The organism is Paenibacillus sp. PDC88, assembly GCF_900106725.1.
Classification (GTDB): domain Bacteria; phylum Bacillota; class Bacilli; order Paenibacillales; family Paenibacillaceae; genus Paenibacillus; species Paenibacillus shunpengii.
In genome coordinates this window covers 509063-534119 of sequence record NZ_FNNT01000002.1, presented here as the reverse complement: position 1 = coordinate 534119, position 25057 = coordinate 509063, and the positions used below count along the sequence as shown (strand labels likewise).

At 45.1% G+C, this 25057-nt stretch carries 21 protein-coding genes; all 21 read right to left on the bottom strand.

From position 1 onward, the window contains the following. Positions 1-10: 10 nt before the first annotated feature. The 21 genes from BLW49_RS09050 to BLW49_RS08950 all read right to left on the bottom strand — a co-directional run bounded on the left by BLW49_RS09050 (position 11) and on the right by BLW49_RS08950 (position 24605). Positions 11-1084, bottom strand: a complete 1074-nt coding sequence (locus BLW49_RS09050) for a LacI family DNA-binding transcriptional regulator (RefSeq protein WP_256209674.1) — start codon at positions 1082-1084, stop codon at positions 11-13. Between the two features lie 162 nt (positions 1085-1246). Further along, positions 1247-2326 carry a class II fructose-bisphosphatase gene (glpX, locus tag BLW49_RS09045; RefSeq protein WP_076312672.1) on the bottom strand — a complete coding sequence of 360 codons (1080 nt, stop codon included), beginning with the start codon at positions 2324-2326 and terminating at the stop codon, positions 1247-1249. A 134-nt stretch (positions 2327-2460) separates the two neighbouring features. Further along, complete coding sequence (locus tag BLW49_RS09040) at positions 2461-2790, bottom strand: YnfA family protein (RefSeq protein WP_081872244.1); 330 nt, start codon at positions 2788-2790, stop codon at positions 2461-2463. Positions 2791-3008: 218 nt separating this feature from the next. Further along, positions 3009-4037: an ABC transporter substrate-binding protein gene (locus BLW49_RS09035; protein WP_090724170.1), complete on the bottom strand. Its 1029-nt coding sequence runs from the start codon at positions 4035-4037 to the stop codon at positions 3009-3011. 73 nt (positions 4038-4110) lie between these two features. Next, entirely contained in the window at positions 4111-4614 is a 504-nt protein-coding gene (locus BLW49_RS09030) for a nucleoside deaminase (RefSeq protein ID WP_076312675.1), read from the bottom strand. A gap of 521 nt (positions 4615-5135) precedes the next feature. Next, entirely contained in the window at positions 5136-6377 is a 1242-nt protein-coding gene (locus BLW49_RS09025; RefSeq protein ID WP_090724168.1) for an MFS transporter, read from the bottom strand. A gap of 68 nt (positions 6378-6445) precedes the next feature. Continuing rightward, positions 6446-7057: a TetR/AcrR family transcriptional regulator gene (locus BLW49_RS09020; RefSeq protein ID WP_256209708.1), complete on the bottom strand. Its 612-nt coding sequence runs from the start codon at positions 7055-7057 to the stop codon at positions 6446-6448. A gap of 187 nt (positions 7058-7244) precedes the next feature. Next, positions 7245-7559: a restriction endonuclease gene (locus BLW49_RS09015; RefSeq protein WP_076312677.1), complete on the bottom strand. Its 315-nt coding sequence runs from the start codon at positions 7557-7559 to the stop codon at positions 7245-7247. A gap of 273 nt (positions 7560-7832) precedes the next feature. After that, positions 7833-9053, bottom strand: coding sequence for an MFS transporter (locus tag BLW49_RS09010; protein WP_090724167.1), 1221 nt, complete (start codon positions 9051-9053; stop codon positions 7833-7835). Between the two features lie 25 nt (positions 9054-9078). Then, complete coding sequence (locus BLW49_RS09005) at positions 9079-10059, bottom strand: ROK family protein (RefSeq protein WP_256209673.1); 981 nt, start codon at positions 10057-10059, stop codon at positions 9079-9081. A gap of 179 nt (positions 10060-10238) precedes the next feature. Further along, positions 10239-10640, bottom strand: a complete 402-nt coding sequence (locus BLW49_RS09000) for a PucR family transcriptional regulator (RefSeq protein WP_076312679.1) — start codon at positions 10638-10640, stop codon at positions 10239-10241. 16 nt (positions 10641-10656) lie between these two features. Continuing rightward, entirely contained in the window at positions 10657-11724 is a 1068-nt protein-coding gene (locus tag BLW49_RS08995; protein WP_090724165.1) for a DUF6282 family protein, read from the bottom strand. 37 nt (positions 11725-11761) lie between these two features. Beyond that, positions 11762-12625, bottom strand: coding sequence for a carbohydrate ABC transporter permease (locus BLW49_RS08990; protein WP_090724164.1), 864 nt, complete (start codon positions 12623-12625; stop codon positions 11762-11764). Beyond that, complete coding sequence (locus BLW49_RS08985; protein WP_090724162.1) at positions 12625-13524, bottom strand: carbohydrate ABC transporter permease; 900 nt, start codon at positions 13522-13524, stop codon at positions 12625-12627. The genes BLW49_RS08990 and BLW49_RS08985 overlap by 1 nt, the downstream gene beginning before the upstream one ends. A gap of 56 nt (positions 13525-13580) precedes the next feature. After that, complete coding sequence (locus BLW49_RS08980; protein ID WP_076312682.1) at positions 13581-14918, bottom strand: extracellular solute-binding protein; 1338 nt, start codon at positions 14916-14918, stop codon at positions 13581-13583. A 75-nt stretch (positions 14919-14993) separates the two neighbouring features. Further along, the gene (locus tag BLW49_RS08975; RefSeq protein ID WP_076312683.1) at positions 14994-15653 is read right to left on the bottom strand and encodes a GntR family transcriptional regulator; all 660 of its coding nucleotides are present in this window, start codon (positions 15651-15653) and stop codon (positions 14994-14996) included. Between the two features lie 310 nt (positions 15654-15963). Further along, a complete protein-coding gene (gene fhuB / locus BLW49_RS08970; RefSeq protein ID WP_256209672.1) occupies positions 15964-17961 on the bottom strand; it encodes a Fe(3+)-hydroxamate ABC transporter permease FhuB in 1998 nt (665 codons plus the stop codon). Positions 17962-18053: 92 nt separating this feature from the next. After that, positions 18054-19085 carry an ABC transporter substrate-binding protein gene (locus tag BLW49_RS08965; protein WP_256209671.1) on the bottom strand — a complete coding sequence of 344 codons (1032 nt, stop codon included), beginning with the start codon at positions 19083-19085 and terminating at the stop codon, positions 18054-18056. Positions 19086-19338: 253 nt separating this feature from the next. Beyond that, positions 19339-21240 carry a PAS domain-containing protein gene (locus BLW49_RS08960; protein ID WP_177178686.1) on the bottom strand — a complete coding sequence of 634 codons (1902 nt, stop codon included), beginning with the start codon at positions 21238-21240 and terminating at the stop codon, positions 19339-19341. Positions 21241-21380: 140 nt separating this feature from the next. Continuing rightward, on the bottom strand, positions 21381-22604 hold the full coding sequence (locus BLW49_RS08955) for a Bcr/CflA family efflux MFS transporter (RefSeq protein ID WP_090724158.1): 1224 nt from the start codon (positions 22602-22604) through the stop codon (positions 21381-21383). A gap of 312 nt (positions 22605-22916) precedes the next feature. Further along, positions 22917-24605, bottom strand: a complete 1689-nt coding sequence (locus BLW49_RS08950) for an ABC transporter substrate-binding protein (RefSeq protein ID WP_090724156.1) — start codon at positions 24603-24605, stop codon at positions 22917-22919. Positions 24606-25057: the final 452 nt, after the last annotated feature.

Genomic DNA, 25057 nt, shown 5'->3' with positions numbered 1-25057 from the left:
CTCCTGTACGTTATTTGGATGAATCTCGAACGATCAGTTCAGCTTGTAACAAATATCTGGGATGCTCCTTAAGTACCTCGGACCCATTGGATGGACCTTCACATGCCGTCAGCATCAATCGTGCGGCCAGCTCCCCCATCTCATAAAAGGGAACTCTAACACTGCTGAGCGGAGGTACACAAATGTCCGCAGAATCCGAATCATCGTAACCGACAATCGCGGGGAAACGATGCTGATCCGGGAGTAATTCCCTCAGCCTCTGAAGCAGACCGACAGCCATCCGATCATTTGCAACAAAGACGGCATCGACCTCTTCAATCCTTTTCGCAATTTCATCACCTATGGCATAGCCGCTTCGTCTGCCAAAATTCCCTTCAAATAGAAGTCTGTCATCCCGTTCAAGACCCCTCTGCTGAAGCGCTTTCTCATAACCCTTGAAACGATCCAGACTGTTTGAATACGTGAGTGGTCCGTTTAGAAATGCAATTCTGCGATGACCTTGATCAATTAAGTGCTCAACAGCCATTCGGCTTCCTTCCTCATGATCTACATCCACTTCCGGGAAATTCTCCCCGTCAAAATGCTGATTGACCACAATAAAGGGATGCCCTGACTCCCGCAGCTTTCGAAGGGCTTCCCGTTCTCCCGGCTCATCCTTTGCACCGAGCACAACAAGAGCATCTACCTTCTGCATCCGGAAAAATGATTCATACTCCGGTGTTTCCTCTCCACTGCGAAACAGAACCAGAAGATCGTAGCCTTGCTCCCGCACCGTATTTCCCATGCCACTGAGTATTTCAGAGAAATAGTAGCTTGAGAACAGTCTTGCCTTCGGAATATAAGGCAGAACTACGCCAATATTCCCGCTCTTGCGGCGGGCAAAGCTGCGCGCGAGATTACTGGGCACATAACCAAGCTGGTTGGCAGCATCCAGAACTCTGATCCGCGTCTCTTCTTTAATAGGACCCACGCCATTCAGTACTCGGGAAACCGTAGCCTCAGATACACCCGCTAAATCAGCAACTTCTCTTCGTGTTGCAATAATAGATCCACTCATTTCCTTATCTAATGTACGCGCGTACATTTTCTCATGGAGAGGTCCGATTGTCAATTGATTTGAAACATATTTTACAAAAATAATACGCCCATGATCTCTACCAGACCCTGAATAAATTCTTTATTCATGATCAGGTGTTATAAGTTCATGAGCGTATATATATGGATAACGGTTTATACTCCGTTTACATCAGCCTTGATTCATTGCTTCTTTTACGGAGCCCGCAGCATTTTCCGTTTTACTCGCTTTGGGCTGCTTCTTCAGCGTGCTGCCAGGCGCAGATTCTGAGGACTGGGCTTGTCTGACTTTATGCAGTACCTCTTTGCCCGGAAGAAAATGCTGTGTTCTTATGTAGCGGATGGTTCGGGTCTTGGCTCTCATGACAATCGACTGCGTCTCGGCTCTGTCATCTGCCAGGTATCTGACTCCGCCGAGAATTTCACCTGGAGTGACTCCCGTGGCTGCAAAAATAACATCGTCCTTGCCAATCATATCCTCCATTGTCAGAACTCGATAAGGCTCCGTAATTCCCATCTTCAAGCAGCGCTGATATTCATCAGCATTCGCAGGCATTAATCTGCCCTGGATCTCTCCTCCGAGGCAAGACAGCGCTGCAGCAGCAAGCACTCCTTCCGGCGCCCCTCCTGAACCGACATAAATATCAATCCCCGCTTCCGGGAATGCCGGCGCCATCGCTCCAGCCACATCTCCATCACTCAGAAACTTGATTCGAACGCCTACTTTGCGCAGCGTCTTAATGATGCTCTCGTGGCGATCGCGGTCTAGAATCATAACGGTTAGATCAGAGATGTTCTTGTTTAACTCAGTGGCCGCCTTGCGCAGGGTAACATCGATCGGATCCTCAATGCTGACTTTACCAACCAGCGCTGGTCCGACCGCGAGCTTCTCCATGTACATATCTGGAGCATGAAGCAGATTCCCTTTGCCTGCAACAGCGATAACGGATAACGCATTATTAAGTCCCTTGGCTACAATCTCGGTTCCTTCCAGCGGGTCCACAGCAACATCCACTTCCGGCCCCTCACTATTGCCTACTTCTTCACCGATATACAGCATTGGAGCCTCATCCATTTCCCCTTCACCAATGACTACCGTTCCCTTAATGGATACAGAGTCAAACATGGCGCGCATCGCCAGAGTGGCGGCCTCATCCGCACTATTCTTATCCCCCCTGCCCATCCAAGGAGCTGATGCCAATGCAGCTAGTTCTGTTACTCTGACTATCTCAAGCGCCAATTCACGTTCCACTATGCTTCCACATCCTTTCTCCCATTTGAGTCTTATCATAATAGAATAGGAAGCATAAATCTACCAAATCATCCCTTATTTTATAATGAAATGGATGAATTTTGAATGAATATTCCCTTTATACAAGTGAAGAGTTAACCGTTTCTTGGTCCCCATAGAATAATTGCAACCCCCGCAAGACAAATGAAGGAGCCAAGCCAATCGTAGAAGTCCGGTGTTTTCTTATCGACTCCCCAGCCCCACAATATTGCCATAATGACGAAGACGCCTCCATATGCTGCATACACTCTTCCAAATGTGGGAAATTGCTGCAGCGTAGGAATGATGCCATAGAGTACAAGAATTAAGCTTCCTGCAATTCCATAGAAATAATGTCTTCCTTCTCTGAGCCACAGCCACACTAGATATCCTCCGCCAATTTCGGCAAGTCCGGCAAGTATAAACAAAATGATAGATACACCCATTGAGATTCTCTACTCCTCTATAATGAAATAATCGGATTAAGTATTCATCCCGAGGCTGTCATGCACCTCAATTTTATGTCATGAATTTCATTTGAATCGAATTCGCAGCTCAATAAAAAAAGGCAAAGAGCCTCATTCAATAATGAATGTACTCTGTGCCTTTGTCTATCGAATTATAGCCTAATGAAATCTTATCATGCTAATAATCCAGCATCCACTTATTTGGCAGGTAAATATTCTGTCGTGAACACTTCACTAACATCTAAATCTTTGGTCAGCAAGCCGATCTCCAGCAGCTGATCCTTAAGCTCATTCCATCGAGCCTCGGTCATATAGCCCATGCCGTTCGCTTCCGCCTCGTAGCCAAATACAAATTCTCTTTGTTGTTCTTCTCCAAAGGCAATCTCATCTTCTGCCAGGTTGGTATTAATTTCAAGAATCTTTTTATTTATCTGTTCATAATTCTCTTTATAATTGTACCAGCCTTCTACCGTACCGTTAATGAACGCTTTGACTGTCTCCGGGTTCTCCTCTAAATATTTCTCAGTGGTGTATACTACGGCAGCATATGGTTCATATCCGGAATCAGCAATGAGCTTCGTTCCTACCTGAATGCCTTGCTTCTCCACAACATACGGTTCACCATTAACGAAGGACTGGCTAGCAGACTGAGGGTCCTCAATAAAGTTACCATGCTGACCTGTATAAGCGACTTCCTTAACCGTATCCAGACTGTACTTATGCTTCAAGAATTCCCAGTAAGGCTGCCCTTGCTGAATAAATACAGTTCGACCGTTCAGATCGTCAAAATCTTCAATACCGGACTCTTCATGAAACATGAGAGCCTGCGGGCTGATCTGAAAAGTCGTCGCCAAGGCGACGATTGGAATGCCTTCTTCACGAGCAAGCAGAATCTGATCCGCATGGGCTACTCCGAATTCCGCTTTACCGGAAGCAACGATCTGAATGGACGAGACCTGAGGACCTCCCGGCTCAATCGTTACGTCGAGATTCTTCCCTTCATAAATCCCGTTCTCTTCGGCTGCATAGAACCCGCCATGTTCCGACTTAGCGAACCAATTAAGCACGACCTTAACTGGAGTTACTTCGCTTGATTCGCCCGAGGCACTCGTGGTATCCGATCCCGTGTCTCCGCCGCCGCATGCGGTTAAAGCTAACGATACAGCCAGAAGCACTCCGCTTATCTTTGTTCTATTATTACTCCACTTTACCGGTTTCTTCCACATTACCCTTCACACTCCGCTCATCTTTTTTAGATATACTGATATTTTTTGAGTGATGTTCTGCTATATTTGACAGCTATTCGTCGGGGCTCCAGTAACCTTCATGAACAGCGACGATCTCATTTGCCAGCTCCGGGAACGGCCCGATCACTTCAATTTCTTTTTGTCCTTTGGCAAAGATCTCACGGCAAGGCATGTCAAAAGTCGGATTCTGGGGATCATTGCCTGTCAGCACCAGCAGTTCCTTCTCGGAGATGCCGTATACGACCCGCCCGATATTTCCCCAATACATCGCTCCTGCGCACATGGCGCAAGGCTCTGCTGTCGTATACAAGGTACATTCCCATAAAAATGCAGGGTCATATGTATGGGATGCTTTTTCCATCAACGCAGTTTCAGCGTGACCCGTACAGCGATGCTCCGTAATCTCGACATTTCCCTGCTCCAGCAGGATATTACCTTCTTTATCTACGAGCAGCGCGCCAAACGGTGTATTCCCACTCTCTCTGGCCAAACGTGATACTTCTACACAGCGCTTCAAAAATACAACATGATTGAGTTCCACTGTCTGACTCCCCATTTTCTTCTCCCCTTACCTCTCTGAATATGATTTGATATTAGATGAATGGCCAATTAACGTCAATTAATCTTACATATATTTATCATTTTGAATAATAAGTGTCGATATTTTTGTGAAAAAGCACATATGCGTCTGGGATTAACAAAATTAGATCAAAAGAAAACTCGCCTAACTCTATGCCGATCATTATTTTAATTAACACGAAGTGTAATATATATGTTAGGTCATAGGAAGAGTTATATAACCTATATTCAGATTGTTCATCTTAGCTAAAACCTCTCCGCAAACAAAACAAAGCTGCCGTTTCATCGGCAGCTCGCTATATGTTTCATCTGATCCATTTTTTTCTCCAGCAATTCTTTTATAGTAGTACCCTCTTTATCTGCTCGGCAATAACCTCATAATGCTTGTTAATAAAAATATGGTCTCCTTCAGTTGGTTCCTCCAGCGAAAGTACATCATGGATGATCCTCCGGCATAAGGAAAACAGAACAAGTGGATCCTTTTCATAGCTGCCCCCTCTATTCCAAAGCCCGGCTAAGCTCTTGATCTGCTGGGTTGGGTGCTTCTACGTTATCTTTGCTGCTGTCAAATTTAATCTTGATTCCTGGAATTAATCCAACAGTAAGCACAAGAACAGATAGGATGTAAGCCGTCAACAACGAAGTATTGCTCATGACTACGCCTGCTAAGGAGGACCCGACCAACATTGCACCCATGAACATAGGGGTTATAGTTCCATTTATGCGTCCAATCATTTGTTCATCAATTTTGGTAACGAGAAATGTCGAGATAATTACATTTACAAAAGCAAGACATAGAGAGCTAAAAAAGCTAATGACCAGGGTGAGCCACAGCCAACCTGATAATACCTCTCCAAGTGTTGTGATCGCCAGAAGAACAACTCCTAGAACAAGCGTACGATTTTGATCCAGCTTGCTGCTTAATGCGGCCGCAATGCCTCCACCGATGAGCAGCCCTAAGCCAGATGCACCCGTTAGATACTGAACTGAAGTTTGTTCAAGACCGAGTCGCTCTGTAATCAGAAAGATTTCTAAAGGACTGATCAGACCCGAAGATAACCCCAGAATAATAAATAAGAGAGTCAGGAACTTTAAAGAGCTGGACCCCAGGACGTATTTCCACCCTTCCTTCATCTCACTAATGAGTGAGGATCGCGCAGCGGAAATCGGTTCGTCTTTGGGCAGAAGCGTTAATATGAGAGCCGAAGATATAAACAGAACGATCAGGGAATACATGGAAGCTTGAATTCCGAGTGTAGTATATATGAACGTACCTACGATGGGGCCGAGGATAAGAAATAACGATTGAGAGCTCTGTGTGATCGCAATAGCCGACTGGACATGCTCCTCTTCAACATTTCGTTTAACGATCTTAACAGAGGAGGGCTGGGAAAATTGACTGACAATGGATGATACAAAAGTGGCAGCATACAGTGCCTGCCAATATCCTGAAGCCATTACTGCGAGTATAAGCACAATCGAAAGTGAACTGAGAATATCTCCAAGTATCATGGTCCGTTTGGGATTCCAGCGATCAGCAAGTGCTCCTCCAATAAAGGAAAATACAAAGATCGGAACGTATTCCAGTACAGTAATAAGCGATACAGCGATCGGATCCCCCTGGGTTTGATCCATAATAAAGTAAAGAATAGCCATATTTCTAATCCAGATCGCTAAATTTTGAAGCAGATCAGAAAAGGTAATTACAAGGAAAGCACGGTTCTTAAATAGATTATTCATAGCTATCTCCTTTTTTAAACCGACTATTCGGTCTACTAATTTATAAAAGAAAAACTGATAAGTAGATATCAGTCCTTCATTGTTTTACTTGTGCTTTGAATTCCCGTCAGCAAGTTTGCGATTCCTAGTTTATACAATCTGCGAATTTCTGATAAGTCTTTTTCATAATATAGCGTACCTAACCCGTTAAATAAGCCATTAATAATATACATTAGATCTTGTGGGTCACTAGGCTTTAATTCCTCGCGTTCAATTCCTTGAATGATGATACGCTCATAGGTTACATAAGGGATACGTATAAGTGACAGCATTTCATCCAGCACATCTTGACTGACGACTTGACCAGAAACAAATTCATTAATGGCATGATTCAGCGGGTTTGCCAAATCATCTACATAGTGGTCCGCTAGACCATATAACTTTTCGACGGTAGTTTCGTACTGTGATTCCTTCTCCTGCCAAGAATCCATCCACTCTTGATTATTCAGCTTGATCAAGAACATGAACAGCTCCTCTTTGCTTTTGAAGTGATAATATATACTGCCTTTGCTTCGATTGTTAACCGTACAGATCTCTTCCATCGAAGTAGCATTGTATCCCTTTTGAGCGAAGAGTTCTTTTGTATTTCGTGCGATATCCTTTTTAATCTGAGCTACATCTTTTCTGCGTTTAACTTCGATCGATAACCCCTCCAAAAAACTGACTGGTCAGTCTGTTAGTATTATAACCTTAAAACGGTTGTTTTCCAATATGTACCCTCTTACATATCACCATATTTACACGTGATTTGCAAGCTGCGTTAAACGTAAAGTTTTGCTAAGTTTGCTGAGAATGTCACCATCTTTCATAGAAAATATGACGATTAATCTAGCGCCCGCGGTTGCGGACATGGTTTGATTTAATCGATTTTGGAATCGTGGTCGGTGCCTGCTTGCATATCCATTTTAGATAAGAACGGATCTTCGGGTCAGCCTGCAGCGCTTCAATGGAAGTCAAACCCAGAACAACAAGCTCCCTGTTCGTAAATAGATGGTGAATTTGCTTATGACATGGAATACAGAGATCCGCCGTCCCCTTGTAGCTTCCACCTAATTCACGTGGGGTTAGATGATGCTCGGTCGTTACGGGTACAATCCTGCCGCATAATTCGCACGGCTTAGCTTGCCTTACTGAATCCTTCACTTGCGATAACCTCCTCTGAATACGATGAACAAGTCTATTTAGCTTAAGAGATTTACTTGTTTGATATTCATCTTCAATCCAGAATGGATGGATTTATCTACTTCTCACTGTGCATACTATCCCTAAAAAAGGATGAAAATGCTAAACTCCTAGAAGGAGCTTAGCATTGATCCCTTCCGTATCGGTTCCATTGCTCGCTCGAAGGATCGACAATGGAATGCAGAGATTGGAACGGCATCTATCCAACCGTGCAAATCCAAGTCCAGGTAAACTCTAATTTTGTCGGCGATTATTGCGCAATAATTGATTCACTCGTTCCGAACTGACTAACATGAGAACGGTTAACAGCAATACGGCAGCCGGGAATAGGCTGATGCCGAAGTTTGTAGCGAGAAGTCCGAATAACGGCGGAAGGAAAGTGGTTCCTGTATAAGCAACAGCCATTTGATAGCCGATTAATTTCGCAGCATGCTCCTTGCCGAATCTTGCAGGCGTCTCATGAATAAATCCAGGGTAGATTGGAGCAAATCCGAGGCCAATGAGAACGAAGCCCGCAAGAAGGAAGATCTCCGGCAGCGGCAGCAATAAGAACAGACCGCCAAGGACCGCTATGAGCTGACCTGCAAGTATTAACACCCGATTGCTTAATTTCAATGTAATAAATCCGGTAATGAAACGGCCGATGGTAATTCCGCCGTAATAGAGCGAAATCCATACTGCGGCAGTATCTGCCGATACATTTCTCTCCCCTACCAGATAACTCGCTCCCCATAAACCGACAGTCATCTCCACCCCACAGTAGAATAAAAAGGCAACCAGTGTGTACTTGACACCTGTCATCCGAAGGGGGTGCTGAGGTTTGGAATTTAGCATCTCCCTGGGCGCCGAGTGAGTGATGTCTTCGACATTCGCTTGTTCCTTCAGCTGATCTGATTGATGCAGCTGAGCCACCTTTTTCCACAAAGGAAGTGTGATGAAGAGCAAGAGTACAAGACTGAACTGAATCATGGAGACGGCGAAATACCCATCTCTCCAGGAATTCTGCTCGGCGATATAATAAGACATAATAATAGGTCCACCGGTTGCTCCTATTCCCCAGAAGCAATGCAGCCAGCTCATATGATGCGCTTTATAGTTAGATGCTACATAGTGATTCAGTGCAGAGTCGACTGCACCTGCTCCTAGACCAAGGGGAATTGCCAGTATAATCAGCCATGCAAGTGAAGGTGCAAATGAGAAGCCAATCAGCGCTCCTGCGGTCAGTATACAGCTGAACAAAGTAATCTTCCCTGTTCCAAAAGCTTGTATTAGCCTCCCGCTTGCGAGACTTGATACAATGGTACCTGCTGCAACAATCATAGACAGCAGCCCTGCCGACTCAAAGGAGGCTCCAATATCAGGCTGCATGACCGGCCACACTGCACCCAGCATGGAATCCGGAAGCCCAAGACTAATAAATGCTAAATAGATAATAATCAAAAACCAAGTTGCCATTTCTCCATCCCTCTCCTAGCTCTCATTAACTAAGTTCTGTATACTTGGGCTCTAACTCGTTCAAAGCCAGCCATTTTAATCCATCCGCATAATCACGAGCCACAGACGGCTCCAAAACAAGCTCAGGGCAAGTCGGAATTGCATGACTTATTAGATAGCTATTCCATTCGTTCAGGAACGCTTCTTCATCAATCTGCTCCTTATATATAACGATGGTATCGGGCGCCAAGACGGCGTTCACACTTTGCATGATGCGGCACGCAGCTTCATTAAAGGCTCCCACATCTAGCGGTTTGCTCCAATCTACATCGATAGGAAGATATTTAATCTCACCGGCCATTCCGTACTTCCCCTTAATGACTCTTCCACTTAGATATGTACCCATACCCGGCGGATATTTCTCCGGGAAGTATATACCGACGATACACTGATCATCAGATACTTGCTTCCGATAAGCATACCCGCTTATAGCTGCATTGACATCGTTCTCAACAATAACAGGTAATCCATAAGCTGATTCCAGCTGCTCCGTCAATCGTACCCCATACAGCAGCTTATGACTTGTAACTGTAATCACTCCGTCAACAGATTGGCCCGGAATCCCGACTCCGATGACTTTGATTGACTCAAATTGCTCCAGCAACCGATCTATACATTGGAATACGATACTTGGGTTAAACTCCTGATAAACATATCTCTCCTGCTTCAATATGTCTTCATTGAGATTCACTACACTAGCCTTGATCACATCTTCACCCTGCTCCTCCACCATATGAAGCACTAGTGCAAGACTGTAGTTATAATTGAATCGATAAGTAAGGGCAGGCCTGCCGCCGCTGGACACTTGGTTCTTATCTTCAAACAACTCGCCGCTGTCTACCAAATGCTTCACGAGAGAATTAATTGTGACTACACTTAGCCCTGTCTTATTTGCAAGCTGCGGCTTCGTTCCAGCTCCAATCTGTTTCATCACTCGCCGAATCATGTTCAAGTTCATTTGTTTCATCAGACTTGCACTCGCTTTTTCTATAGCGATCACCTGCTATCCATTTGTAAAATAGACTTTATAAATAAACTTTATAAAGTCTATTAATATATATACTGCATTGAAGGCTATGTCAATACCTTCTGAAATAAGGAACAAAAAACGAGGCTCAAGCAAATTGAGCCTCGGCTAATCTTTTTTTATACCTTTCGAGTTAACTTGTAAGGAGTTGTGTTCATATCCACTTCAGGCAGACTAGCTTCCTTCCCCCTGATATCTAAGATGCTGCGGAACATAAACACCAGATGCAGCAGCAGCAGACTGTCCGTGGACTTTAGCTGCATATTCAGCAGCCGTTCCAGCTTCATTAGCCGATAAGCGGCAGTATTGCGGTGAATGAATAATTTTGAAGAAAGCTCATTCATTTGACCGTGACATGAAACATAAGTCTCGAGTGTTAACAGCAGATCAGGATCAGCTATGACGGTCTCCTGTAATTTTCCCAAATATCGGTCGACATAGAGCCGCATACGCTCTGGAGGAATATCCTCCAGTATTGCAATCAGATCCGATTGCACAGCAGAGAAGCGATTGTCTGTCACAGCAGCATACCTCCTTCTAATCATCCATACCTATCAGCTTCGCGGGGTTAGTTGCCACCATCCGGTAAATATCATCAGGGGAGAATTGGTAATCGAGCATTGTCGCAATCATCGTGCGCATGCCTTGAACCGGAGTCGGAGCGGCACGAATACCATAGTCTGTTCCGAGCACAAACTGATCAATGCCTACTTCTCTGATTGTTTTCATCCAAGCAGTGGCATTAGAGAAGCGCCCCAACTCCGCTCCCATGTCCATGTATTCTTTTTCAACATAATAATGTGTTCTAGGTACATCCGGATACAGCCAGTCCACAAGGCAGGCTTCGAGAAACGCACCTCTTGCAGCAGCTGCCTTCTGCTGCTCGATCGTCATCTGTCCACGCACCGGATGGGCAATCAATACTTTGCTGATTCCGTACTCTTCCGCCAGATCCAGTAGTCTAAGCGCTTCCGGCACCGATACATGCCCTGTATTTAAATAGACCTCAGGACGCTCTGAAATCATTGATAATATTTCATGCAGCTCTTCTGAAATGGGTCCTTCCAGAGGTATGGATGTCGCAACAGGCAGCTCCTCTTCGGCAAACTTAGGGAAGGCATCTTTAAAAGGAACCAGCTTGCCATCAATCAGTGTGGACTCCCGCTCAGCAGAGAACCGGGTGCAGTGTGATCCGAAGCTGATGAAACGGCAGCCTTCCTCCAGATGCAGCGCTGTCCTTACAGAACGGGGATTAATACCACCGTGACAGGAATTCATAAGATAGCCGCCATAGGTATGTATTCCCGGCACATGTCTGTTAACAATCCATGCCATGCCTGATGCCCAGCCAAATACATCATAATAAACGATGCTTTTCATACCAGCAGCTGCGGCCTCCTGGGCAACCTGGATAGGGTCCATATGTCCTGGATTGGAGTTCAGAACGGGTCCCGCATGAACATGGCTGTCAATCGCACCGATTAGCAGCTCATCTGGTAGCTCCATTGATCTTCTGTAAAAGGACTCATTCCACTTGGAACGATCCGGTAATCGCGGTTGTACTGACTCTATCTTTCCTGTTACGTATGGATACTGGTTAATCATGACATGTTCCCTCCATATCAATCTTATTTTTTGCATGCTACCCTTTCACTGCTCCGCTCATCACACCCGCAATGATACGAGAGCTGAACGCGAAATATACGACGGCTACCGGAAGCATGGACATTACCATTCCTGCCATAAGCTGAGGATAATTGGTGCTGTATTGGGATTTAAAATACGACATTCCCAAGGGTACCGTTCGGAGCGATTCATCATTCAGTAACACAAGTGCAAATGAGAACTCATTCCAACAAGCAAAAAATTGTAATATAGCAACGGTGGTAAGCACAGGTACTGCTATGGGGACAACAATTTTAAACATCGTACCGCTGAAGCTTAGACCGTCAATAGCCGCAGCCTCCTCTATTTCCCTCGGAATCCCTGTCACATAACTGTAGATCAGCATAATCGGCATGGAGAGATTGAAGGCAATATACGGAATAATCAGCGTGTACCATTGATCAGCCAGTCCCCAATCTTTGAATAACAAATAGATTGGAACCAATAGAGCATGAATTGGCACTAGCATACCAAACAAATAATAGAAGATCATTAATTTTTTTCCTTTAAAATCAATGCGGGCTGCAATATAACCCGTTACGTATGAGACAATTACGATGCCAAGAACAGATAAGAAGGTCACCCTTGCACTGTTCCATGACAGCTGCAGCATATTGGTCAGCTCAAGTGCTTCTACGTAGTTTGCAAAATGGAGATTTTTCGGCAGGCTCAAAATACTGTTCGCGAATTCTGGTTGTGTCTTGAGAGATGAATAGACAATCCAGACAAGAGGATAAATACAACTGAAGGTAAAGATAAACATAATGGCATTAACCGCCAAGCTGGCGAACCTTGGGGCGATCTTCAGAATACGGCGCTGCTTCCTAAGCTCCAGCTCCATTACAAGGCTCCCCCACTCTTGTTCTGACGTTTCTGCATAAATAGTGTACATAAGAGGATAATCAGCATAGTCAGCGTAATGATGGCGATCGCCAGTGCTGATCCATAGCCGTAACGGAATCGAAGAAAGGATGTTTCATACGCATAGAGAGCCATGACGGAGGAAGCATTGCCCGGTCCACCGCCGGTTAGCGCAAATACATGTTCAAAACCACGCATATTGTTGGCAATACATAGGAGGGATGCGACGAGAAGTGTTGGTTTGGCTAGTGGAATCATGATATACCAAGCTTTGCGAACGCCCGTAGCTCCATCGAGTTCTGCTACTTCAAGTACTTCTTTGTTAATGGACGACAGGCCGGCAAGCATGAGTAGAGTAAAAAAACCGATATTCTGCCAGGACAACGGTATGGATACTAACAGCACAATAGGACCCGTCAAATCCAGCCAAGATTGTGCCCATTCTCCAAGTCCTGCTCCACGAAGACCACCATTTAACAGACCGTAGTTGTAGTTGTAGATCATCATCCATAAAAAGGCGATAATAACGGGTGCAAGCGTAGAAGGAAAATAACTCATTGTACGGTGCAGCCCTTTCATCTTAACCAGCTTTGACATGAGCAGGAGAGCAAATACAAAGCCCAGCCCCACTTGCCCAATCAATCCATACACCGTCATCCATACATTGTTCACAAACGCATTCCAAAACACCTCATCCTGCAGCAGCTCCTTGTAATTGTCCATTCCAATAAACGTCTTCTTCGGCCCGCCTGTCCATGAATAGAAGCTGTCGCGAAAGGCTGCAAGGATGGGTAACAGGACGACAAAAGAATAAACTAACAATCCGGGAAGCAGGTATAGCAGAAGTAACCACCCCTTGGGGCGAAGCGCCTTTCCCATAAGTTAAGATCACCACCTACTCATTTTTGATCCTCATTTACTTAGGTATAGGACTTTTAAGGCTTATTTAAATAGGTCTCGTATGCACGCTGAGTGCGTTCTGCAAAATCCATAGGTGTAATGGATCCTGCCATAACTCCTTGGATCTCCGTGTTTATGACTTCTACTATGGAGGCATCAAACCACAGGTCGAAGATCTTAGTCGCTTCCGCTGCCGCACTAGCTTCATAGGCAGCGAGCGCTACGGGATGAAGCTTGGAAGTGTCAAACGTTCCGGGATCGTAAGCTGGAAAGCCGCCAACTTCTGCCATCAGCTTTGCGCTGGTCGCTCCTGTCATATACTCAAGCAGCGTCATCATTGCATCCAGCTTCTCTCCAGCCTCTACTTTAGAGTTGATGCTGTAGTACACACCCGCTCCGCCAGATGAACTTAGTGAATGACCTAGTCCCCCTTCTACTCCTGGGAATACAGCTACTCTTGTAGTCTCCTTAATATGGCTTGGCGCATTGTTGACAACGTTCATTGCCGACCATATTCCGCTGACAAAAGCTGCAGAACGTCCTTCGAAATAGTAATTGACCATCGTCTCGGTATCAATCGAATTGAGATCCTTGTTTAGGTATCCGGCGCTAGCTAGATCACTCATCACAGTAACAGCCTCTACAAACCCATTATCCGTAAACTTGGCGCCGCCTTTTGCTAGTATCGATTCCGTCCATTCAGGGCCAGTGAACCGGTCTGTCAGCGCACTGATCCAGCTGGATATAGCATAGCCTTTAGATTTGTCACCGTATGAAAAGAGATTGATTCCTTTATCAGCAAGTCTTCCACCAGCCTCCATCAATTCATCCCATGAGGATGGAAATTCGGTATATCCGGCTTCCGCAAATAATTCTGCATTATAGTAAATTAAATGTGTTGGACCTGCGGCGATCGGAATTCCATACACCTGACCATTTCTTGTCCCTGCATCCAGCGTTCCAGGCCGATATCCATCTCTCCACTCAGGTCGTTTCTCCAGCTCTGTATCCAGCGGAAGCACAATCTCATTATTTACGAAGTTGGTCATCCACGATCCAGGTACGATGAATACGTCCGGCATATCATCTGCTGCCGCAAGCGCCTGCGCCTTAATTGAATAATCCTCATTCTGCAGCTGCTCTTCTATCACTTCAATGTCAGGGTAATCTTTTCTGAATCTTTCAAGACCATCGAGCACGGCTGTATCCTCAGGACTCTTACCTATATTCGATTTCTGATACCTGTGCATTAATGTAATCGTAATTTGATCTTCGTCGCCGCTCATCGTTTCGCTATCTGTAGATCCACCACATGCAGTCAGTCCGCTCGATAATGCAAGGATCAAAGCCAGCATAACAGGTGTCCTTTTCAACTCTCCCCACTCCTTTGTATTCATTTCAGGAAGATTTGGAATCCAAAATTGGATACAATCCGCTGCAAAAAAAATTTACTGAAAAATTTCTTTGAAATTCAGTATGGTTACTGACTTCTCCGTAAAATTTAGCGAACGCTCTATTTGCCATAAATGATCGGTCATAATCTGCACTGCTTCTTCTTCGTCTTTACGGATAATAGCCTTAATCAGCTCTTGATGATCTTGGCAGAAACTTTGATTGGTTCCGTATATTGCGATAATGACAGAAGTTAGTGATATTAATTCCTCTAAGAAGTGAAAATAGTAATAATTATCTGCCAGCTCAGCCAGCTTCAAATGAATATCTACGGTGACATCAAGCGCTCCTACAATGTCCCCTTCATGGCTGGCCTTATGTTCCTCCTGTACTAGAGCCTCCAGTGGACCGAGCTGTTCTGGCCTGACAATGGTACAGAGCTTTTTGACCATCGAGGACTCTATAACCCGCCTCATCTCAAACACTTCTCTCGCTTCTTGGGCACTGGGACAGGATACAAAAGCACCTCGGTACGGAATATCCGTAACCAGCTTCTCCATCGCCAATCGCCGAAGCACATTTCGAATTGGAGTGCGGCTGACCTGAAAAGCTTCAGCGAGCGAGTCCTCAACTAATTGTGTATTCGGAAGAAGCTTATGTTGAGTTATCGCCAATTTGATTGCCTTGTAGATTTCCATCTCCTTTCGCTTGCTCATATTTTCACTCCATCCTGTAGATTAGTTACTTTTCGAATAAGATTAATTTCTTAATTTGCTATTATGATAATTTTAGTGCTTCATCAGGTCAATATAATTAACACTATTTCGGAATTATGCACAATAATTATGGATGGATAGAGGTTTTTGTGTCTTCGCTTCGATCATGGAGCATCTGCACTTACACCGCATGTCAGTTTAAATTAAAAATCTGTGATTACTTGCAAAAAAAGCTATCCCTGCGTTATTACGCTTTTAGGATAGCTTTAGTGTGATGCTTAAATTGACCATTCGGTGATTTATTTTCGCTTCAGCTTATTGGTTGACTCATCAAATATAATAAATAAGGTGTTCCCAGCAGGGCAGTGACAATGCCCGAAGGCAATTCCTTCGGAATGATCACCACTCTCCCGATCAAGTCCGCACCGGCCAGGAGGATGCCGCCGATCAAAGCAGCGATCACCATTGACTTCCGATGGTTAGAACCAACCAGCATTCTTGCCGCATGAGGTGCAAGCAAACCGATGAATCCAACTGAACCGACATTAGCCGCTGCAATCGAAGCAAGGAGTACGGCAATGACCGCAACATAGATACGCGTATTCCGAACATGAAGCCCAAGACCATTGGATGTATCTTCACTGAAGGTCAGCAGGTCAACCCTTCGTCCCAGCCATGCTGCGAGCGGCAGCAGTATCAGGATTGCGGGAAGAATGCGCAAGACCTCTGTCCAGCTTCGATTGTAGGTGCTGCCTGCCATCCATGACAAGGCAGGTGCGACATCTAGCTCGGCATGGATAATCATTAAATTAATAATTGCGGATCCAAAGGCAGCCACAGCGATTCCAACGAGTGTAAGAACCGTTGGATGAAGCCCCCTTTTCCAAGATACCGCATAGACAATCGCAGCAGCGACGATTCCACCAATAACCGCACCGACAGGTATCCAATTCGCAGATAATGCCGGAAAGCTAACCATAATGAGCAATGCTCCAGCTCCTGCACCACTAGTAACTCCGACGACCTGAGGATCGCCCAGCGGATTACGAACGGCATTTTGCAGCAAGCATCCACTGACGGCAATCGCCATACCAGACAATCCAGCGGTCAGGAGCCTAGGCAGCCTGTTATCCAGCAGGATTGAGCGATACAATTCGTCACCGCCTCCGGTGAATAGTGCGGCTACTTCCGCAAATGGGATGTACAAGCTCCCATTCATCAGACTGACGATCCATACAAGTACCAACAATGCACTGAATATGCCAACAAGCAAAGGATATGGCAGACGACGCAGACTGGTCCCTGTCATCATGGAACTGCCAGAACTATCACTGCTGCCAATCATCGATCGGGATACACGCAAGGCAAGCCAAATGAGACAAGGAGCTCCAATCATAGCCGTTATCGCGCCAACTGGCAATTCACCGTATGCATCCACGAACGTGCGGGAAATGGTATCCGCACCCACTAGCAGTGCTGCCCCCCATAGGGCGGCAAGCGGAATTAACCCACCGTGCCGATTCACTCCGGACAAACGCACAAGATGGGGTGCAACGAGTCCGATAAATCCGATGGGACCGACCACACTTACCGTAACACAGGCTAACAGTACGGAAGCCCCCATAGCAAGGAAGCGTATCGTCCCTACTTTTTGTCCAATGGAACGAGCAGACTCCTCGTTTAGTGTCAGCACATCCCATTGCCGCACTCCCATGATCAGTACGATGAGCCCGCCTATAATCCAAGGCCATGTAAAGTTGACTCCGTCCCAGTCATTCTGAATCAGTGATCCTGAGCCCCATAAAAAAATACCTTGTGTCGTCTGCTGATTCAGCAGCAGCAGCGCACTCGTCACCGAGGATAGCACGAGTGTTACGATCATGCCTGACAAGGCAATCCGAAGCGGAGAACCCTTTGTTTTGCCCGCAAGCGCAAACACGGACAGGGCAGCTAGAGTCCCCCCGATGACAGCCAAGGGCAGGGCATACATATGCTGAAGTCCAGGCCAGAAGATCATTCCTGCAACGACAGCCAGATAAGCACCCGCGTTAACACCAAGGGTCGTCTCTGATGCCAGCGGATTTCGTGTAACAGTTTGCATCAGTACACCTGATACCGCAAGTGCTGCACCCGCCAAGAGACCGATTACTGTTCTGGGCAGCCGAACACTGCGGATCATATTATGTTCTGCCAGATCCTGAGGAGCTGCCAGAGCCTGCACGACGGTCTTGACGGATATATCAGCTAAACCTTGAGTCAAACTAAGAAATGTAAGGAATAAGAGTGATACAGCTCCTGCAATTAACATCCATAACGGCTTCCAGCCCCTCCGTGAATCGACGGAGGGGGCTGGATGAATGCTCGCAGGCCCAGAACCTTGAGCTCGATATTTCCCTAAATTCATTGTGTAAGCAAATCAGCCGTCTTCTGTGCCATGACCTGTGCGGATAATGGGCCGCCGTATGGCCACATATCACCACCAAGTGCATATACACGATTCTCTTTAACAAAATTCAGTCCGTTCCAGACCGGATTGTCCTTCAGCTGATTATCGATGACATTATCACTTTCTTGAATAATATGAAGGAAATTCGTATCCTCCAGAGCGGGCAGAGCTTCTACATCCGTCGTTGTGAAGCCGTAAACTTCAAATTGGCTTGGTTTATATGCATTCTTCAAGCCGATGTGCTCCAGAATCTTGACCGCAAGTGAATTATCCGTCGATATGCGGAATGTTACTGCATTCTGGTTGCTGAAGCCCATCGCAAGTGCAAATGGACGCTCTGTCATACCCGCTGCTTCCAATTTTGCTTTGGAGTCAGCATAGGTTTGATCCAGCTCACTGAGTATTTTTTCCGCTTCGTCTTTCTTGTCGAGCACGTCTGCGATCGTATTGAAAGTACTCAGCATCTCTTCATACTGATCTCCATCTCCCTCAGCAGGATAAGGGTCAAACACAAGCGTCGGAGCAATCTTGGTATAAGCCTCGTAATTGGAGCCAAGATTGGATTTGAGCCCGATGATGAGGTCAGGCTTCAGTGACGCAATGATTTCCAGATTAGGCTCCTGACGGGTACCCACATCCGTCACATCGGCACCAATTTCAACCGGAATATCAACCCATGTATTCATTCCTTCAATATCAGCAATCCCAACGGGCTGAACCCCAAGCGCCATCACATCTTCAGCATACAGCCACTCCAGTGCAACGATACGCTGAGGTACACCTGTAATTTCTGTTTCTCCGAGCACATGTTTAATGGTTCTTGTCTGAGGCTCGGTTGTATTACTATCTGCACTCTGTGCAGGTGGATTTGTTGATTCTCCGGACCCGGAAGTCTCATTTGAAGCGGTACCTGAACCACCTCCACAACCAGCAAGCACCAGAGCAAACATTAAAACGATGAACACCAAACTCTTTGCATTACGCACTGCATTTCCCCCTCAAACCTCTATGTATTTTATAATTAATACTAGATGATAATTATTATTGATAATGGTTATCATTATCATCACTGTTTACAATAATAGATACTCCACTAGATTATGTCAATATAAATTCTTGCTTGGTATAACAGTTCCATGAATCGTATCTTAATCACTTCTTAAGAACAACGAAAAAGCAGACCGATCATGAGGTTTACACCTGATGTTTGGCCTGCTTTTCCTATTTATATTTTTCATTTTAGATATGTTCCAGCTCTAGCAGAAACTGAAATGTCGAGCCCTTTCCTTCTGTACTTTGAACACTAATACTGCCTCCCATAAGCTCAACGAGACGTTTAGTTATAGCCAGTCCCAGACCCGTACCTCCGTAATTCCGGCTGATATCAGGATCTAATTGAGAGAAGGATTGAAACAGCAGCCGTTCCTTGTGTCTCGGTATGCCGATTCCTGTGTCTTGAACCTGAACCATCAGCAGTACTCGCTTGCGCCCAGGGATATGAACGGCTTCTGCCCGAATCAGTACCTCGCCTGATTCCGTAAATTTCACTCCATTGCTGATTAAATTGATGAGAATCTGCCTTATTTTTGGTTCATCACCGATCATATTGTACGGTATTCTTGTATCACATTCCTTCGTTAGTGTGATTCCTTTATTTCTTGCTTGTACACTGAAGAGATTCGTTACCTCATCTAACACGTCATGAAAATTAAATGAGGATTGCTGAACTTCTACCCGGCTAGTTTCCAGCTTGCTCAGATTCAGAATATTATTCAATGTTTGAATAAGTGAATCACTGCTGCTAAGTATAATTTCCGCATAGCTGAGCTGTTCTTCATTAAGATTCGTATCAACAAGCAGAGAAGCCATACCCATAATGGCGTTCATCGGTGTTCGTATTTCATGGCTCATGATGGATAGAAATTCGGATTTTTCCTTCTCTGCCCGTTCCGCCTCATCCTTTGCTTTCATAATTTCGTTCATTGAAGTCAAATCTCTGAGAACCACGACAGAACCCTTTTTGTCCTGATCTATAATAGAATGCACTTGATATTCGGCAATAAAAGTGCTGCCATCCTCTTTTCCAAAGACTGCCTCTTGCACACAAGTGTGCCCTTCATTTGATAGAATCGCTCTGTGAATCGGCATCTGATTCTTGTCGTACGGATAGTAGTTTTCATTAAACTGGATTAGATAATCCGCCAGCCGAGATCCGATTACCACATCCTCGTTCATTGACAGCAGCTTCGCACCCGCTTTATTTAAATACAATATCCGTCCTTCCGAGTCCACACCGAAGATCGCATCCTTAACCGTATTCAGGATTAACTCGAGCTGTTTGCCCAGATTCTCGATCTGCTTCAAATAGACGGTGCTTTCTGTTGTGTCCGCGGTAATGCCATAGACGCCTACGACACGGCCATCCATAATAATAGGCACATTGATGACGTGTGCTTCAAAGGCATGACCGGATTTATGCAGCATTTTGATATTGTACTCCTGGGGAATTCCTTTGGCTGCTTGAGCGAAGTGATAGTGAGTCTTCTGTAAACTGTCCGGATCAATTAAGGGTGAAAAATGACCTGTTAACAGCTCCTCCTGGGTATGCCCTGTCAACGCACACTGGCCTTCATTAACTCGAATCAGGTTACCATTAAGATCTAAAGACGCTACCCCAAGCGGGTTGTATTTAAATAAAGATTTATATTCCAGCAGCTCCCGCTCCATCTCCTCAGACTCTAACCTCTCTACCTTCCTTACTGGACTCTTCGATGGAGAAGGGACAAATTGTACGATGACACACCCTTCTTCTTCCTCTACAAGACTGATCCACATGTCTGCTGTACTGACAACGCCCCGCTGATTCACGAATTGCAGCCGCCGGCTTGTTGACATTTCTTCAGTAGTCTTCAGCTGCTGTACAATATGGATAAGATTGAACTCCGTAGGATTCGGGTTCGCCATGATATCAAATAAAGTCAGTTTTGAGTTCGCTCGACCGCCGCTTATATCCAGCCAGTTCTCCATTGCCTTATTCACTTTGATACATACGCCATCTTCTTCCAACACAATTGCAGAGGGAATCGGAGCTCTGTAGAACAAACTTTCCCAATGCTTGCTTTTTGTAACTAAGTCAGACATTAAGTTCCCCCTCATTTTTTTCAAGAACTATTCTATTTATAACCGGAAGCAGCCGAATTCAAAACGAAGAAATACAAATGAATTTAATGATTTTTCATACGGGGATTTGATATAAAAAAGAGACAGCCTATTCGGCTGCCTCATGACTCATATTTGCCAATAGCAGTTAGCTTGTTCTCACCAGTCAGCTTCGTAAATACGAAAGCTCCCAGGCAGGCTGTAACGAATAAAATAGCTCCCATGGGCACTGCGGTTGTTTCGTCAATTCCGACGAGAGGAGAAACGGCAGAACCGATAAGAAGCGGTACTAATCCTAATACAGCACTGGCGCTCCCTGCCCGATGTCCTTGATGCTCCATTGCCAGCGTAAATGTGCTTGTAGCGACTATTCCAATGGTAATCATATAAACGAAGATACATATTACGACGAGGAATAAAGGTCCGCGAAATGCGGTTGTCACTAAGAGCAGCAGTGTAGCACTGACAGCAACCCATACCCCAATTCTGAGCAGTGTGCGTTCAGGAACAATGCCGCCAAAACGGCCAATCAGAAAGCTTCCGAAGATGATTGCTATCCCGTTAATGCCAAATAATACACTGAATACTTGTGGTGACACCCCGTAGATCTCCTGGTAAACGAAAGGCGTACCTGAGACATATGCAAAGCTCCCGCCATGAACAAATCCGACAGTCAAAGCGTATCCAATGAATACTCTGTCCTTGAACAATTCTCCCATCGTCTTCACAGAATGTCCAAGCGAGCTTGGCATCCTTTTTTCTGGAGGCAATGTTTCTTTGAGACGCATCCCTATAATCAGCACGATCAATAGCCCAAATAAACATAGGAAATAGAAGATGGATTGCCAATTCGCTGATGGAAAGAGCAGTATAGCTCCCCCTGACATCGGTGCAACCATTGGAGCTACAGCATTAATGACCGACAGCAACGCAAAAAACTTCGTGAGCTCTCTGCCGTCAAACACATCTCGTACGACTGCACGTGAAATCACAAGTCCAGCAGCAGCGGTGAAGCCTTGAAGGAATCTTGCCGCAATCAGCAGAGAAATATTGGGCGCGAGTGCACAAAATAGCGATGACAAAGCAAATAAACTGAGTGAAATGAGAAGCGGAATTTTTCGACCACGTGCGTCACTGATGGGACCCACAATGATTTGACCTACAGCCAGACCAATCAAGCATGAGGTTAAGCTTAACTGAACCAAAGAAGCTCTTGCACCCAAATCCTCGCCAATCTCGGGGAAGCTGGGAAGATACATATCGATATTGAACGGCCCTAATATGCCGAGCAAGCTTAACAAAAATGCTAATGCTAATCGCTCTTTACCTGTTGGATTATGCAGCATGCGCAGAATACACCTAATTTCTTATGAAATTTAGCTTACGTTTGTTTCGGTCGTAAATAACAAGCCACTGGCTTGTCCCTCTGAAGATGCATGCACAAGCATGAGATTCCGAAAAAAGACAAAGCTCTGAACATTATAAGCATTGATTGTCTATTTGTTAAGACATTTCTTTATCACTATGCGTTTCATCCATATAGGGCATAGTAGCTCAAGCTTGACCATATAGAAAAAAGCCGCCATGAAGGAAGGCGACTTTCTAATCCAATCTTTGATATTCAGGCGATTCAACAACCTCTTACCCATGTATTCATCTTAATCTATATCCTTACCTGTCCATAATCTTACTCGATCTTTAATCCATTCTGTATATTGCTGCTCCATTTCAACCGCGCCTTCTTTATCCAGCTCAGCAAGCATATTATCATAGATGGCATCAAATTGATCTGGTGCTGAGATAATGGCTTCGGGAATGCGCTTCTGAATAATATCTTGCGTTTTTTGGTAGATGACATTGTAATTTCCACTGTTCGTTGGGATCGGCATATTATATGCAGCCCCCCACTCTTTTACCGGGAATTCATCCTCGGATGGGAACAGTTCCTTCCAGGTACGAATTCCGTAGCCTGCAAGCACTTCCTTCTCAACTGCTGAATAACCCTCTTGAATCTGCTCCGGGAAATTGGTCGTGAAATAGTTACCTGACGAATCCTTCACCCCGTCACCATAATGCGCTCCAAATATATTGTAGAGGCCAATCCCTGTTTCTTTGGTAAAGTTACTGTTATCGTTGTTTTTCCGATCTTGAATATCTGCCGGAATCTTCCGAACCCCATCCTCTACAACATAATGCTCGCCTTCGATACCCCAGTTTCTTAAAATTTGCCCTTCTTCAGAGGACAACCAATCCAAGAACTTGATAGCACGAACAGGATCTTCCGCATCCACCGTTATACCAATGCCATATCCATCAAAGCCCATAGGCTGAAAGTCTGCACGCTTGAAGGACTCATCCAAGGTAACTGGATAAAATCCATAAGTGTTTTCGTCTAGACCCGCGCTTTTAAGCGCATTCTCTGCATCGCTAAATCCCCAGTTCGGATCGAAGAGAGATAGTACACGACCGCTAGCGATCTTGGCCTTGTATTGATCATCCTTCTGAACAAAGCTTTCCTTATCAACTAGACCATCATTCCACAGCTTGTTTAACCAACGGAAATATTCCTTCTCTTCAGGGCGCTTGTAATGAAGCTGCGCTTCATAAGTCTCAGGATTAATAAAGTACTCTCCATCACCAGGACCACCGGTAGCCATAACCGCCGGGTCTGTCACGGTAATCATCCGACGCCATCCATCTGCGCTAAGTGTGAGCGGGATGGTCGGCTGACCATCTTCTGTAGTTGGATGCAGCTCATAATACTCTCTCATCACATTCTCGTAATCCTCTATCGTCTTGATCTCGGGATACCCCAGCTCTTTGACAACACGGTGCTGAATCGCAACTCCATTAGTCGCATCAAAATACGTCTGGTCAATGGCACCATTGGTTGGAAGCCAATAAATTGATGGATCCTCATTGCTGTACTTTAATCGATTGAAATGCTCACCATAAGCTTTCTTTATGTTTGGCGCATGTTCTTCAATTAAGTCTGTAAGATCGAGCATGGCCCCCGCTTCGACAAGTCTGGATAAGTTCCCTTTAGGAAAGATTAAATCGGGATATTCGCCGCTCGCAGCCATGAGTGAAATCCGGTCATTTCCGCCTCCGCTGGAAATATCGAACTCCGCATTAATGGTTACACCCGTCATTTCAGTGATCTTCTTGCCTACGGCATCCTGCATTCTGTTCCAATTGGGACTGGCATCTGCTCCGAAGAATGTGAATGTAATCGGCCTATCTTCATCTGTACTCTCGGGTGCATCACTCCCTGTGGAGCTGCCGCATCCAGCAGCCAGGAGTAAGGTGCTTGTGAGTAACAAAGCTACGAATCTCTTTTTCTTCATATTATAACCCCCTATTTCTTATGAACTTCTAATCTTTTGGATGAATGCGTTTACAACAAATTCTTAATCACAGTATATGGAATTAACAGAACACAAACCTTGATTTTTCAGTCAGCAATATAGGATGATATAGACATGATCATGTACAGCTCGGTGGCGGTATTGTGAATAAGGTTCAATTAAATGCAACCCATATCGTCAATAAATGAAGTATCTTTTATCAAGGAAGGGCATGTATTTGTCATTAACGGTGAAACGGTCCATGGATACAAGGATCCGCAGGATTATAAAATCTGCGACTAGACAGTTTTAAAAAAAAGCATATGGATTATCCCCCAAAGCATTCAGGCAAAGTGATTCATCCTGATGGATAAGCGCAATATCTAATGATGAGTAATGCAAAAAAAGAGATAGATCGACGTCATTCTTGATGTCAATCTCTCTCTTTTTTC

Coding starts and splice junctions, on each gene's coding strand:
- BLW49_RS09005 (WP_256209673.1), bottom strand. CDS start 10,059: ATGAAACAAATGAACTTGAACATGATTCGGCGAGTGATGAAACAGATT.
- BLW49_RS08995 (WP_090724165.1), bottom strand. CDS start 11,724: ATGATTAACCAGTATCCATACGTAACAGGAAAGATAGAGTCAGTACAA.
- BLW49_RS09025 (WP_090724168.1), bottom strand. CDS start 6,377: ATGAATAATCTATTTAAGAACCGTGCTTTCCTTGTAATTACCTTTTCT.
- BLW49_RS09040 (WP_081872244.1), bottom strand. CDS start 2,790: ATGGGTGTATCTATCATTTTGTTTATACTTGCCGGACTTGCCGAAATT.
- BLW49_RS09050 (WP_256209674.1), bottom strand. CDS start 1,084: ATGTACGCGCGTACATTAGATAAGGAAATGAGTGGATCTATTATTGCA.
- BLW49_RS08975 (WP_076312683.1), bottom strand. CDS start 15,653: ATGAGCAAGCGAAAGGAGATGGAAATCTACAAGGCAATCAAATTGGCG.
- BLW49_RS08950 (WP_090724156.1), bottom strand. CDS start 24,605: ATGAAGAAAAAGAGATTCGTAGCTTTGTTACTCACAAGCACCTTACTC.
- BLW49_RS08960 (WP_177178686.1), bottom strand. CDS start 21,240: ATGTCTGACTTAGTTACAAAAAGCAAGCATTGGGAAAGTTTGTTCTAC.
- BLW49_RS09010 (WP_090724167.1), bottom strand. CDS start 9,053: ATGGCAACTTGGTTTTTGATTATTATCTATTTAGCATTTATTAGTCTT.
- BLW49_RS08985 (WP_090724162.1), bottom strand. CDS start 13,524: ATGGGAAAGGCGCTTCGCCCCAAGGGGTGGTTACTTCTGCTATACCTG.
- BLW49_RS09030 (WP_076312675.1), bottom strand. CDS start 4,614: ATGGGGAGTCAGACAGTGGAACTCAATCATGTTGTATTTTTGAAGCGC.
- BLW49_RS09035 (WP_090724170.1), bottom strand. CDS start 4,037: ATGTGGAAGAAACCGGTAAAGTGGAGTAATAATAGAACAAAGATAAGC.
- BLW49_RS08990 (WP_090724164.1), bottom strand. CDS start 12,625: ATGGAGCTGGAGCTTAGGAAGCAGCGCCGTATTCTGAAGATCGCCCCA.
- fhuB (WP_256209672.1), bottom strand. CDS start 17,961: ATGTTAATTGCAGGAGCTGTATCACTCTTATTCCTTACATTTCTTAGT.
- BLW49_RS08955 (WP_090724158.1), bottom strand. CDS start 22,604: ATGCTGCATAATCCAACAGGTAAAGAGCGATTAGCATTAGCATTTTTG.